10 protein-coding genes are annotated in these 13049 nt (G+C 61.9%); 7 read left to right on the top strand and 3 right to left on the bottom strand.

The genetic code is table 11. The features are described 5' to 3' along the window. Window position 1: 1 nt before the first annotated feature. On the bottom strand, window positions 2–1168 hold the full coding sequence (locus BM026_RS17585; RefSeq protein WP_093122410.1) for an aminotransferase-like domain-containing protein: 1167 nt from the start codon (window positions 1166–1168) through the stop codon (window positions 2–4). An 81-nt stretch (window positions 1169–1249) separates the two neighbouring features. On the opposite strand from BM026_RS17585, the gene BM026_RS17580 reads away from it, so the two are divergent. The 3 genes from BM026_RS17580 (at window position 1250) to BM026_RS17570 (ending at window position 3850) form a co-directional block, all read left to right on the top strand. Next, window positions 1250–1684, top strand: coding sequence for a MarR family winged helix-turn-helix transcriptional regulator (locus BM026_RS17580; protein ID WP_071492751.1), 435 nt, complete (start codon window positions 1250–1252; stop codon window positions 1682–1684). Between the two features lie 179 nt (window positions 1685–1863). Further along, window positions 1864–3210: an NCS2 family permease gene (locus tag BM026_RS17575; protein WP_071490777.1), complete on the top strand. Its 1347-nt coding sequence runs from the start codon at window positions 1864–1866 to the stop codon at window positions 3208–3210. Between the two features lie 13 nt (window positions 3211–3223). Next, window positions 3224–3850, top strand: a complete 627-nt coding sequence (locus BM026_RS17570) for a LysE family translocator (RefSeq protein ID WP_092243163.1) — start codon at window positions 3224–3226, stop codon at window positions 3848–3850. On the opposite strand, the gene BM026_RS17565 is transcribed toward BM026_RS17570, so the two are convergent. Both BM026_RS17565 and uraH read right to left on the bottom strand, forming a co-directional pair. Beyond that, the gene (locus tag BM026_RS17565; RefSeq protein ID WP_139217560.1) at window positions 3840–9047 is read right to left on the bottom strand and encodes a dermonecrotic toxin domain-containing protein; all 5208 of its coding nucleotides are present in this window, start codon (window positions 9045–9047) and stop codon (window positions 3840–3842) included. The two genes, BM026_RS17570 and BM026_RS17565, sit on opposite strands and share 11 nt — an antisense overlap. Before the next feature lie 165 nt (window positions 9048–9212). Continuing rightward, window positions 9213–9566: a hydroxyisourate hydrolase gene (uraH, locus tag BM026_RS17560; protein ID WP_071490780.1), complete on the bottom strand. Its 354-nt coding sequence runs from the start codon at window positions 9564–9566 to the stop codon at window positions 9213–9215. Window positions 9567–9911: 345 nt separating this feature from the next. On the opposite strand from uraH, the gene puuE reads away from it, so the two are divergent. The 4 genes from puuE to BM026_RS17540 all read left to right on the top strand — a co-directional run bounded on the left by puuE (window position 9912) and on the right by BM026_RS17540 (window position 13015). Continuing rightward, a complete protein-coding gene (gene puuE, locus BM026_RS17555) occupies window positions 9912–10838 on the top strand; it encodes an allantoinase PuuE (protein ID WP_092243157.1) in 927 nt (308 codons plus the stop codon). Beyond that, window positions 10835–11350, top strand: coding sequence for a 2-oxo-4-hydroxy-4-carboxy-5-ureidoimidazoline decarboxylase (gene uraD, locus BM026_RS17550; RefSeq protein WP_092243154.1), 516 nt, complete (start codon window positions 10835–10837; stop codon window positions 11348–11350). Before puuE ends, uraD begins: the two co-directional genes overlap by 4 nt. A 41-nt stretch (window positions 11351–11391) precedes the next feature. After that, window positions 11392–12387, top strand: coding sequence for an allantoicase (gene alc / locus BM026_RS17545; RefSeq protein WP_071490783.1), 996 nt, complete (start codon window positions 11392–11394; stop codon window positions 12385–12387). A gap of 124 nt (window positions 12388–12511) precedes the next feature. After that, on the top strand, window positions 12512–13015 hold the full coding sequence (locus BM026_RS17540; RefSeq protein ID WP_028617272.1) for an ureidoglycolate lyase: 504 nt from the start codon (window positions 12512–12514) through the stop codon (window positions 13013–13015). Window positions 13016–13049 lie beyond the last annotated feature (34 nt).

Raw genomic sequence — 13049 nt, 5'->3', positions numbered from 1 at the left:
CTTATGCCGCTTGCGCGTGCTGTGCTTGACGGACCACCGCGGCCAGGCGCTTGAGACCTTCGTCCAAACGGGCCGGGTCGATATGGCTGAAATTGAGCCGCAACGAACCCAGGTGTCGGTCGGGCTCGGAAAAGAACGGTTCACCGGGCATGAACGCGACGTTCTGGTCGAGCGCTTGAGCCAACAAGGTGCGGGTGTCGAGCGGCTGTTTCAAGGTCAGCCAGAAGAATAAACCGCCCTGGGGCACCTGCCAGTCGGCCAGCTCGACGAAGTGACGCTCCAGCGCCGACTGGAAAGCATCGCGGCGCTCGCGATAAAAGCCGCGCAGTTGAGTCAGGTGCTGCTGGTATTGCTCCGTGCCGATCCACTGCATGGCCTGCCATTGGCCGACGCGGTTGGTGTGCAGGTCCGCCGATTGCTTGAGCTTGAGCAGGTGCGGGAACAGGTCCGGGCTGGCGATCAGATAGCCCACGCGCAGGCCCGGCAACAGGGTCTTGGACACGGTGCCGGTGTAGATCCAGCTGGCTTTTTTCAGGCGCCCGACGATGGGTCTGGCGCTGCCGCCGTCGAAAGTCAGTTCGCGGTAGGGTTCGTCTTCGATCAGGGTCACGCTGAATTCGTCGAGCAAGGCGGCGACGGCTTCGCGCTTGGCCTCGCTGTAGCGCACGGCCGAGGGGTTCTGGAAGGTCGGGATCAGGTAGATGAACGCCGGGCGATGGCGTTCAAGGTTGGCACGCAACGCATTCAGGTCCGGGCCGTCGGCGTCCAGTGGCACGGTGAGGCAATCGGCGCCGAACAGTTGGAAGATCTGCAACGCGGCCAGGTAGGTCGGGCCTTCCAGCAGGATCCGGGTGCCCTTGTCGATGTACAGCTTGGCCGCCAGGTCGAGGGTCTGCTGGGAGCCGCTGACCACCAGCACCTGGCTGGCCTGGCACGGCACGCCCAGGGCACGCGCCTCGGCAGCGAGCAATTCGCGCAACTGCGGTTCGCCTTCGCTCATGCCGTACTGGCCGATGTTCAGCGGCATGTCGTCCCAGTTCAAGGCAGGCAGCATGGCTTCGGCTGGCAGGCCTCCGGCGAACGACATCACTTCCGGGCGCTGGGCCGCCGCGAGGATTTCACGGATCAGGGAGCTTTTGAGGCGCGTAACACGTTCAGAGAAGGCCATGGGGTCACCGGTAGCGAAGACTGTGGGAAATACGTCAAACTGGTTGACCGAAATTACGACGACTCGCACGGATACGTCAATATGCTTGACCTTAAAAACCCAACCGCCCAGCAGGCCGCGATGGAAGCGTTTTTCTTCGGCTACCAGGCGTTTACCGCCAAGGCCGACGAAATGCTCGAGCGCCGCGGGCTGAGCCGGGTGCATCAGCGCATCGTGTTTTTCATCGCGCGCTACCCGGCGCTGAGCGTGAAGGAACTGCTGGAACTGCTCGGTGTGAGCAAGCAGGCACTGAACATCCCTCTGCGCCAATTGCAGGAGATGCACCTGGTCAACAGCGTCGCGTCCGAGACAGACAAGCGCAAACGCCTGCTGGAATTGACCGAGGAAGGCCTGCGCTTCGAACAGTCACTGCGCCGCGAACAGGTGAAGTTGCTGCAACGTGCCTTCAGTGACGCCGGTGAAGACGCGGTGGTTGGGTGGCTGGCGGTGAATCAGGCGCTCGCCAACCAGCCCTGACCCTGTGGTTGCCTTTCATCTATTTGGTGCAGCGGATAGAAAACATTATTTGCTTTATTTGTATACAAAAGCATAATTCGCTTCGTGCGAGTTCCTGACCTATTGGTCAACAAACCCGCCAGTACCTCTCAGCGCTTGCGCGCTGGCCATAACAATAAAATGCTTGAGGAGTACTCGCTGTGGATAGCCGCAAATCCGAAGCCCCGACGCTGGACCTTGCCCCCTCACCAAACGGCTGGCTGGAACGCCTGTTCAAACTGCGCTTGCATGGCACCACAGTGAAGACCGAGCTGATCGCCGGCCTCACCACCTTCATCACCATGGCCTACATCATCTTCGTCAACCCTAACATCATGGCCGACGCGGGCATCGATCACGGTGCGGCGTTCGTCGCCACCTGCATCGCCGCCGCACTCGGTTGCCTGTTGATGGGGCTGTATGCCAACTGGCCCGTGGGCCTGGCGCCGGGCATGGGTTTGAATGCGTTTTTCACCTACACCGTGGTTGGTACCATGGGCTACACCTGGCAGACCGCCCTCGGCGCCGTGTTTATCTCCGGTGTGTTGTTCATGTTCCTGACCCTGTCCCGGGTGCGTGAATGGCTGCTCAACAGCATCCCCGTCAGCCTGCGCCACGCCATGGGTGCCGGCGTGGGGTTGTTCCTCGGGGTGATCGGCCTGAAGACCGCTGGCATCATCGTCGACAGCCCGGCGACCCTCATCAAGCTCGGCTCCTTGCATGAGCCTGCGCCGCTGTTGGCGGCGGTGTGCTTCTTACTGATCGCGATTCTCAGCTACCACCGGGTTTTCGGCGCGATCCTGATCAGCATCATCGCCGTGACGCTCGCCGGCTGGGGCCTGGGCCTGGTGCATTACAACGGTTTCATCTCCACCCCACCGAGCCTGGCGCCGACCTGGATGGCGATGGACGTAGCGGGTGTGTTCAATGTCAGCATGATCAGCGTGGTATTTGCCTTTCTTTTTGTACACATGTTCGACACCGCAGGTACACTGATGGGCGTCGCGCAACGGGCCGGATTGGTCAATGCCGACGGCAAGATCGACAACCTGTCCCGTGCATTGAAGGCCGACAGTGCCTCCAGCGTGTTCGGTGCCATGGTCGGTGTGCCGCCGGTGACCAGCTACGTGGAAAGTGCTGCGGGCGTGGCCGCAGGTGGCCGTACCGGGTTGACCGCCGTCACCGTCGGCGTGCTGTTTGTAGCCGCGATGTTTTTCGCACCGCTGGCCGGGATGATTCCGGCCTATGCCACCGCAGGTGCGCTGATTTACGTGGCAATGCTGATGATGGCGAGCATGGCCCATATCAACTGGGATGAAGCCACCGACAGCATTCCGGCGATTGTCACCGCGATCATGATGCCGCTGACGTTCTCGGTCGCCGATGGGATTGCCCTGGGGTTTATCACCTACGTGGCCCTCAAGGCCGGTACCGGCAAGTACCGCGAGATCTCCGTGAGCCTGTGGGTGCTGTGCGCGATTTTCATCGCGAAATTCATATTTCTATAAAGAGGAGCAAGGCATGAGTCTGGAAACCTGGTTGTTGTTCAGTGGCGCGGCATTGGTGGTGATCCTGATCCCCGGGCCGCTGTCGTTGTTGATGATCAGCAACAGCCTCAACTATGGCTTGCGCCGCTCTTACCCTGCATTCCTCGGCGGCGTGACGGCCTCGATCTGTCTGCTCAGTGCTTCGGCGCTGGGCCTGGGTGCCCTGCTGCTGGCCTCGGAACAACTGTTCAGCGCGCTGAAGATCGTCGGCGCGCTGTACCTGTTTTATCTCGCCTGGCAGAGCTGGCAGCAGTCGCGTCAACCCAGCCAGGGAGCCGAGGTCCCGCAGGCCGCGCCGACGCCACGCTTTCGCGCCCTGTTCGGGCGTGCGTTTGTGCTGGGCGCCAGCAACCCCAAGGACATCCTGTTCTTTGCCGCGTTCCTGCCGCAGTTTCTCAACAGCCAGCAGCCGTTCCTGGCGCAGTTGCTGATCATGATCGCCACCTGGACCGTGCTCGACCTGCTGTGCAAGCTGGCCTACGGCTTGAGTGCCCACGGCGCTGCGCGCTACCTGCGCAGCGGCAAGGGCCAGAGCTGGTTCAACCGGATCAGCGCCGGGCTGTTCGGCGGCGCGGGTGCACTGTCGTTGCTCAAGGGCTGACCCCGCCGAACTTGACGAAAAACACCGTCGGGTCGGATCGCGGCGCCCACTGGATACCGGCAATGATCTTGACCAGGCGGTGTTGATTGAGGGCCTGGTTGATCTCGGGAATATGCTCTGAATACGTGCGCGCCACACTGCGCCGCCTGAACCAATCGTCGGTCAGTTGAACGCTGCTGGCGGAACGCAGGTTGACGGTGCTGTCCTTCACCCAGCGGGTGAGCACGTAGTATTTGGCGGTGGATCTGGGGTGAGTGCAAAAGTAATCCACCGAATACTGACCGCCCATGCGCTTTTCAATCGCGTGGGTGACAAACCCTTGCTGCTCAAGCACCTGCGCGACCGCCGTCTGTACCAATTGAGCCCTGAGACTGGCGTTTTCCCGGGTGGTCGTGCGCAAGGAGGGGTCCAGGGGCACAGGCAGGTTGTAATCCAAGCGTGTAAACCCCGGTGAGCGGCCTTCATAGCCGATGTAGAAACTCAAACGCCGCCGGCTGTAGGTGGCACTCAGCAGTTTCAGCAGGTCGTCGGTGCGCCCCACGGCGCCGGGGGCAAGCCACTGGTCCAGCGTGGCGCGGAGGGTCAACAGGTGGCTGGCCGTGACCTCACGGCCGGCGTCGGCCAGTTCGATCAAGCGCTCGCTGACGTAGCGCCTGCTGAGTTCCCTCATCCGGGGGAAAACCCTGCCCACCGTGTTCTCCAGAGGTTCCAGGAACAGCACCGGCCGCGCTTTCCAGAGACCATCGGCTCCCCGCACCGCGGGGATCGGCTGCTCAATGAAACCGGCACCGAGCCAGTAGTGGATGTCGGTGGCCGCTTGAGGGGCCAGCGCGCGGTTGCGGGTGAGGAAGATAATGTCCTGGAACGACGAGCGGGTTCCTTCGGGCAGCAGCCTGAACAAGCGCCCCTCTTGCCGAAGCACCTCAAAGGCGCGCTCCCCCTCCCCGCCCACCACACGGAATATCCCCTGCTCGGGCAGCAGGTCTGTCAGCGCCCAACGTGAATCAAACCCCCAGCCCTGCCCCGCCCCAGGCAGAGGGGCCGCGCGCGCCACGTGCTCCTGCAGGAGCACATGAGAGGGCGGCGACCACTCCTGGACGCGGGGAGGCGTCGCCCATGGCCGCCACATACCGGTGCTGGGCCCTGGCTGCGGCTGGGCCGGCGGAGCATCGGCGCCGAGCAGCCATTGCCCGGGTTCCTCGATGTACAGAATCAGCTCGTTTTGCACATCATCCTGTGGATGTCTGAGACGCAGCACCTGTTCATCCTGGCGTCGATAGACCGGGTATTGATGGGTATCGTCGACCACAAACTGCTCGCCCCCCTTGACGTAGGTGCCCCGATTGCCCGGCCCCTGCAACTCGACGGCGGCATTGGGCGGCAGGTCTTTGCGAAAACGTTCCAACACCTTGGTCGGGAAGGCCGCCGACGGTTTGAGCGTAGACAGCCCGCCCCCGGCCATCCCTTGACGACGATGCAGCCGGCCCAGTGCACCCAGCATCGATGTGCGTACGGCTGCACTCCCCGTTACCCGCGCGCCCTTGGGCCCGGGCATGAACGCGCTCAGCAGATCCACAAAACCCAGTAGAGTGACAAACGCCAGGTCCACGGCGTCCCCGGCCTGGCGGCTGTGATGAAAGCGCCGGGCCGCCAACAGAATTTCGTAAAGACTGACACCCAGGCCAATCGCCGGCACGAACGACAGTAACCCACGCAATGTGGCGGCGTGCTGCTCACCCAAGCGCTCTTGCCGGTAGGCCGCCAACGCCTTGGCCGACACCGCTCGCCCTTGTGCACGGTGCTGGATTTCGAGGAGTCTGGCATGGGCCAGCAGGGACAGCGCATGGCTGGCGGTGGTCGCGCTGAAGTCGAGCCAGTCGTTCGGGGCGGCGCCGATCTGCTCGTTGATCTGCGCGTGGATATCCTCCACGGCCACCGCCGGCACGCGGTGCTTGACCTTGAACGTGCGAATGAATCGGGTGATTGCCTCGATCGTTTCCAGCACATAAAACCCACGTACCGGCGCATACACCAGCTTGGGACTGCCGAGAGCAAGCATGGCGCCTGCGCCGCCGACGGCGGGATAGCTGGCAATGGCCTCTGCCTCCCACCCCGGCGCGACTTGACGGGCCAGCGCCTTCACATTGGCCGGCGTCGCCCAGGCCTTGTTCAATCCGGCGACAGCCTGCGCTCGGCTGGCGTACTCGGTCATGGCCGGTCCGTCCACTGCGGCAGGCCAGTAGACCAGCCACAACCCTGAGGACTCGTCGTGGATCACCAGTATCCCGGCGATGTGACGGTCGTGTTCCAGGGTATGGCCGCGAAGACGCACGAAGTGCAGTCGCAAGCGTTGGCCGCCGAGGTTCAGGTCAGCCGCCATCGCGGCGTTCAGCACGCCCTGGGCGGCACTGCTCAAGCCTTGCCGCGCCGCCGAAAACACATGCATTCGCGCCTCTTGGCGCAGCATTCGGTGAATCAGGGCATCGGGCAACGGTGGGGACGCGGAAGCAGACGGATAGAACACCTTTTGGATCAGCGTGTCATAGCGCCCGCCAATATCCAGGGCTGACAGGGTCTTGATCAAGTAGCCCGGATTCAAGCGTTGCTGCCACTGTGGCGCCAGGTAGCGCGCGCGGTTCAAGCGCCACTCGGTCCAGGGCGCCTGGGCATCCAGGTTGTGCAGGGCCAATTGCAACAGACTGAACGTGGTGCGTTGCGGGCTGACGACTTTCTTCACGTCCCGCTCGCCCACCCCGCACTGGCTGGTCCACCCGCAAAAATAGGCACTGACATCATCGGGCATATCCAGCAAAGGCTGATCGATGTCCACCTCCGGGTACAACCCATCCAGCGTCAACTGAGCGATCAACCGCGTGCGCGCAAACACTTCCAGCTCCGGCAATTCACGCCAGAGCTTGGCTTCGAATGCCTGGGCACTGCTCAGATAGTGCAGTTGCAAACGTCGGTATGCATTGCGCTGATCAGCCTGCGCCTGGCCCAGCCACGCCGGCAGTTTTTTCGCCTGGGTGGCGGCGAAGCGCAGCAGATCAAGGTTGGCCATGGCGTGGGTCAATGCATCATGGGCCGACACCTGTAGGTGCTCACGCAACTCGGCAGCCAACAGCATCCGAATCAGCGCCGGGTCGTGGACTTCACTGAACGGCCGCGAGCCCTGATCCGCCTCCTGGTCGAGCCGGGCATAGTGGTGGATCAGTTCAGTGAACCCATGATGCAGCACATGTTCCTCAAGCACTTCATACGTCACCGTAACGGTCGATGTGGCTTTCAACGCCTGACGCCGATCGCGCCCCACGCAGTGCCACAGGGGCGATCCGTCACGGCTGCCGAGGCTCGCCCGCAGGCGTGCGGATAGCGTCTCCAGGCTGTCGAACTCAGCCAGCCCGCCGAAACGCCCGGCCACGCACAGCAGCACGGGCTGCGTCCGACCCGGGGTGGCGTGAGCCTGTTTTGTCGTTACCACGAACGCCCCCAACGCCCCCTGGCCACCCAACAGCACCCGCAGTACGCAAGTATCGCTGCCCTTGCGGTCGCTGGCCTGGGGTTTGTTCAACACTTCAACCAGGCGCTGCAAGGGCGCCTCGCCTACCAGTTTCAAACGTTGTAGCCGTTGCGCCTCATGCAGCAGCGCCTCACGCTGGGCGATCAACAGCAAGGTGGTGCGATTGCGCGTGCCGCCAGGGTGCTCCAACCAGAATGCCGGGCTCAGCAGGCGCTCATCCGGCCCTTTCAACAAGGCCTGCACCGCATCAGCCTGTGTTTGCCATTGCCCATTGAGCGTGACCAGCGCTTCATAAGCCGTACTCTCCCGACTCGGGTCCTGTAGGTCGAGCAACCTCATGAGGTGCTTTTCATAGCGCTCCACCTGCTGCTCGCGGCAGCGCAGGGCCATCCCGAAAGGCAGTTGGCCAAGGATGATTTCATCCGCACGCCGCGTTGCGTCCCAGCCCAACAAGGTCCCCAGGGAAGCGCCCAGGCGCTCCACGATCGCCAGTCGGTCCCGGCCTTTTTCGATAAACCGCAGCAAGCGCGCCGTGTCACGCCCCAGCGAAGCCGGTGCGGCTACTGCCGCGTGATTGATCGACAACGCACACGCCAGTTCGTTATCCCATTGCGCCTCAAGCACGGCGATTGCACTGTGCTGCAAGGCATCGCCGGCCAGGGCAGCACCACACGCCAACCGCGTCTCGCCGTGGCAGGCTTCGTGGCGACGGCGTAGCGGCAGGCACTGCCACAGGAAGCTGAACAACTCGCCGTTCAACAGGCTCGTCAAGCCGCATTGCACCTGTTCCCAGGTGTTGAACTCATAGAATGCGCGGGCCATCCCTGGCAGATAGATCACGTGGGGCGCCTGCTGCGCCGCGCCCTCACGGTACAGGTGCAGGGCGCCGGGAATGGTCAGCGCTGTCTGAAACGTACCGGGCCACAGCACTGTGCTGACGCGCACGCCAGCCCAATCGCCACCCGCGCGCTGGCGTGCCTCGTCGGAAGGCGCGTCCGCCACCTGCTGCACCATCGCCCAACCCGCGTCCGACAGTTCATCCAGTTGGTGAGCCAGGAAACCGGCGTCGATGAACAAGCGCTTGCGCAATTGCACCCAACGCGCCTGGCGCGTCAACCACGAGCCGTACGCCAGATGCCGCCAGTAATCACGCATCTGGTTGTCGAGCCGAGCCATCAACGCCAGGCCCTTGACCTGCTCCAGCGCCTGCAGGGCGGTAAAAGGCAGTTTGCGCGCAGGGTCGTCCTTGAGGCTCAGCGCGGTGTATTGGTTGAGGTTGATCGGCAAGGAAGGATCACTGAACAGCGCCAACGCGCGCTCGGTCAGGCTGTCGACTTTCTGCGCGGGACGTGGCGGCAGCGGCTCGGTGAACAGCAGGTTGTCCGGGTCGAGACCGAAGGCTTCCTGCAACGCGAACCGAATCACCCGCAACACCCGTGGCGCCCTGCCGATCAGACGCTTGAGCGCCTTTGAGGATTCGATGCAGCGCGCGTTCACGCCGTGCCATTGGTTGATCACTCGACTGGGTTGGGCGGATGCGTTGAGACGGCGCGTCAGCAAGCGGCGGACGGCTTGATCACGGTCCTCGCGGGCTTGAACGGGACTGTCGAGATCATGGGATTCGGCGGGGATTGTGTCCGGTGCCGAAACTGCGGGGTTAAGGGGATCAGAGCTCATGACGGCGTCTTCTTGTACGAAAGAAGCCGAGCCTAGGCCTCATCCCTCTAAGGTGTGCGTCACATAATTGAACGGGCGCATGGACCAACGCCCGGCGAAAAAAAGCCCGCAGTGTGCGCGGGCGAAACCAACGAAGAGCTTTGGGGGTGTGAAGCGAGGTGACGCTCAGCTACCGCGATAGGTGGAGTAGCTGTAGGGCGAAATCAGTAGCGGGACATGGTAGTGATCCTGCTCGGCGCTGATGCCGAAACGCAGCACTACCACATCGAGGAAGGCCGGCTCCGGCAGTTGCACGCCACGGGCGCGGTAGTAGTCGCCGGCGCTGAATTGCAATTGGTACACGCCGCTGCGGTAGTCATCGCCTTGCAGCAACGGTGCGTCGCAGCGGCCGTCGCTGTTGGTCTGCGCGGTGGCGACCAGTGCCAGCTGCGCGCCTTCGACGCGGTACAGCTCAACCTTGATTGCGCTGCCGGGGCAGCCGTGCGCGGCGTCCAATACGTGTGTGGTCAAGCGTCCCATGGCGTCTACGCGCCTCCTGTGGTCAATAGAAGAGTGATCCGTACTTTTTCAGGGCATCGAAAAAGCCGGCGATGATCGATTAAGACACTTTTTAAAAAAATTGTACACAATAAAAATCACAAACTCTTAGATCCGCCTGCTGCCATTGCTCAACAGCGCAATCTGCGCGTTATCCTTGCTTTTAAACGACCTTTTGTCCATTAGCTGACCAACCAGGCAAGTTTCTTGCTACACCAATCGTTCAGGGCTCTGCCGAAAAAATGCAGAAATGTAGGCTTACAAAGTGCGCGATAAGTTGTATACAATCACTTATCGCTACTACGACGAACAAGAAGGAAGACTGCAGTGAGCGCTGACTACCCACGCGACCTGATCGGTTACGGCAGTAACCCTCCTCACCCCCACTGGCCGGGCAAGGCGCGCATTGCGCTGTCTTTCGTACTCAATTACGAAGAAGGCGGCGAGCGCAATATCTTGCACGGCGACAAAGAATCCGAAGCCTTTCTCTCCGAAATGGTCTCGGCTCAGCCCCTGCAAGGCGAGCGCAACATGAGCATGGAGTCGCTGTACGAATACGGCAGCCGTGCCGGCGTATGGCGCATCCTCAAGCTGTTTAAAGAATTCGATATCCCGCTGACCATCTTCGCCGTGGCCATGGCCGCGCAGCGCCATCCGGATGTGATCCGCGCCATGGTCGACGCCGGCCATGAGATCTGCAGCCACGGCTACCGCTGGATCGACTACCAATACATGGACGAGGCCCAGGAGCGCGAGCACATGCTCGAAGCCATCCGCATCCTCACCGAACTCACCGGCGAACGCCCACTGGGCTGGTACACCGGGCGCACCGGCCCCAATACCCGGCGGCTAGTCATGGAGGAAGGCGGCTTTCTCTACGATTGCGACACCTACGACGACGACCTGCCCTACTGGGAACCCAACACCCCGACCGGCAAGCCGCACCTGGTGATTCCCTACACCCTGGACACCAACGACATGCGCTTCACCCAGGTGCAGGGTTTCAACAAGGGCGATGATTTTTTCGAGTACCTCAAGGACGCGTTCGACGTGCTCTACGCCGAAGGGGCCGAGGCACCGAAGATGCTTTCCATCGGCCTGCACTGCCGCCTGATCGGCCGCCCGGCGCGCCTGGCGTCGTTGAAGCGCTTTATCGAGTACGTCAAAGGTCACGAGCAGGTGTGGTTCACCCGCCGCGTCGACATTGCCCGCCACTGGCAGCAAACCCACCCCTACACGGGAGCGGCGAAATGACTGCGTTCCACGGCCTGAAACCCTCGATCTTGAGCCGCGATGAGTTTGTCGCTGCCTTCGCCGATATCTACGAACACTCGCCATGGGTGGCCGAAAAGGCCTTCGACCTGGGCCAGGATGCTTCGATCGACCAGATCGAAACCCTGCACCAGCGCATGAGCGACATCCTGTTGAGCGCTGATCATGCCAGCCAGCTGGCGCTGATCAACGCTCACCCGGACCTGGCCGGCAAAGCCGCCGTCCAGGGCCAACTGACCCAAGCCAGCACCGATGAGCAAGCTGGCGCGGGGATTCACCAATGCACGGCCGAAGAGTTCTCGCGCTTCACCGAGCTGAACGACGCCTACAAGGCCAAGTTCAAGTTTCCCTTCATCATGGCGGTAAAAGGCAGCAACCGGCATCAGATCCTCGCCGCGTTCGAAACGCGCATCCACAATTCGGTGGACACCGAGTTCAAATGCGCGCTGGACGAGATCAACAAGATCGCGTTGTTCCGTTTACTGACCCTCTAAACGACCATCCCCAGCCACTTTATCTAAGGCAGACAAGAAGAATGAAAGCTTACGCCGTACCTTTCGAGAAATTCGTCAACCTGGCCGACGCCCGCCTGGGCACCAAGATCATCTCCGTCACCGATGACTGGTTCGCCGACGCCAATCGCCTGTTCCAGCCGACCCCGGCCGTATGGAAGGAGGGCGTTTTCGATGACAACGGCAAGTGGATGGACGGCTGGGAGTCGCGCCGCAAGCGCTTCGAAGGCTACGACAGCGCGGTGATCCGCCTGGGTGTGCCGGGCTCGATCAAAGGCGTGGACATCGACACTTCATTCTTCACCGGCAACTTCCCGCCATCGGCCTCCCTGGAAGCCTGCTTCCTGACTTCGGGCGAGCCGGATGACAACACCCAGTGGGTCGAAGTGCTGTCCGCCGTCGAGTTGCAAGGCAACAGCCACCACTATCACGAGATCCACAACGACCAGGCCTTCAGCCACCTGCGTTTCAACATCTACCCGGACGGCGGCGTGGCGCGCCTGCGCGTATACGGCGTGCCGTTTCGCGACTGGTCCTCGGTGGGCGACAACGAACAGGTCGACCTGGCGGCAGCACTCAACGGTGGCCGTGCCCTGGCCTGCTCCGATGAACACTTCGGCCGCATGAGCAACATCCTCAATCCAGGCCGTGGCATCAACATGGGCGACGGCTGGGAAACCGCGCGCCGTCGCACACCGGGCAATGACTGGGTGATCGTGGCGCTGGGTCACCCGGGCGAGATCGAGAAGATCATCGTCGACACCCTGCACTTCAAGGGCAACTACCCGGACACCTGCTCGATCCAGGGCGCGTTCGTGAAGGGCGGCACCGACAGCCAGATCGAAACCCAGTCGCTGTTCTGGCGCGAACTGCTGCCGGCGCAGAAGCTGGAAATGCACGCCGAACACACCTTTGCCGAGCAGATCAAGGCGCTGGGGCCGATTACCCACATCCGGCTGAACGTGTTCCCGGATGGTGGCGTGAGCCGCCTGCGGGTCCTCGGTAAGGTAGCGAAATAAGGGTGGACCCCATCGCGGGCAAGCCCGGCTCCCACAGGAGTATGCGGTCAAATGTGGGAGCCGGGCTTGCCCGCGATAACGGTAGACCAGACACCATCACACTCGAAAATTTAAGAAGACAGCCATGCGCACACTGATGATCGAACCCCTGACCAAAGAAGCCTTCGCCCCTTTCGGAGACGTTATCGAAACCGATGGCAGCGATCACTTCATGATCAACAATGGGTCGACCATGCGCTTCCACAAACTGGCCACGGTGGAAACCGCCAAGCCAGAGGACAACGCCATCATCAGCATCTTCCGCGCCGATGCGCAGGACATGCCGCTGACCGTGTGCATGCTGGAACGACACCCGCTGGGCAGCCAGGCTTTCATTCCGCTGCTCGGCAACCCCTTTCTGATCGTGGTCGCGCCACTTGGCGATGAACCTGTATCGGGCTTGGTCCGCGCCTTCGTCACCAACGGCAGGCAGGGCATTAATTACCATCGCGGCGTCTGGCACCACCCGGTGCTGACGATCGAAAAGCGGGATGACTTCCTGGTGGTTGATCGCAGTGGCACAGGCAATAACTGCGATGAGCATTTTTTCAAAGAGGATGAGCGGTTGATCCTCGCCCCCCACCAATAAGAGAAGGTCTGATCACCCGACAACAAGGGTGACA

Origin of the sequence: Pseudomonas sp. NFPP24 (assembly GCF_900112095.1) — a bacterium.
Taxonomy (GTDB): domain Bacteria; phylum Pseudomonadota; class Gammaproteobacteria; order Pseudomonadales; family Pseudomonadaceae; genus Aquipseudomonas; species Aquipseudomonas extremorientalis.
This window is presented reverse-complemented; position numbering and strand designations above follow the sequence as displayed.

Excerpts from the sequence above, each read along its gene's own strand:
- BM026_RS17585 (WP_093122410.1), bottom strand. The coding sequence starts at position 1,168 with ATGGCCTTCTCTGAACGTGTTACGCGCCTCAAAAGCTCCCTGATCCGT.
- BM026_RS17580 (WP_071492751.1), top strand. The coding sequence starts at position 1,250 with ATGCTTGACCTTAAAAACCCAACCGCCCAGCAGGCCGCGATGGAAGCG.
- BM026_RS17570 (WP_092243163.1), top strand. The coding sequence starts at position 3,224 with ATGAGTCTGGAAACCTGGTTGTTGTTCAGTGGCGCGGCATTGGTGGTG.
- BM026_RS17565 (WP_139217560.1), bottom strand. The coding sequence starts at position 9,047 with ATGAGCTCTGATCCCCTTAACCCCGCAGTTTCGGCACCGGACACAATC.
- uraH (WP_071490780.1), bottom strand. The coding sequence starts at position 9,566 with ATGGGACGCTTGACCACACACGTATTGGACGCCGCGCACGGCTGCCCC.
- uraD (WP_092243154.1), top strand. The coding sequence starts at position 10,835 with ATGACTGCGTTCCACGGCCTGAAACCCTCGATCTTGAGCCGCGATGAG.
- alc (WP_071490783.1), top strand. The coding sequence starts at position 11,392 with ATGAAAGCTTACGCCGTACCTTTCGAGAAATTCGTCAACCTGGCCGAC.
- BM026_RS17540 (WP_028617272.1), top strand. The coding sequence starts at position 12,512 with ATGCGCACACTGATGATCGAACCCCTGACCAAAGAAGCCTTCGCCCCT.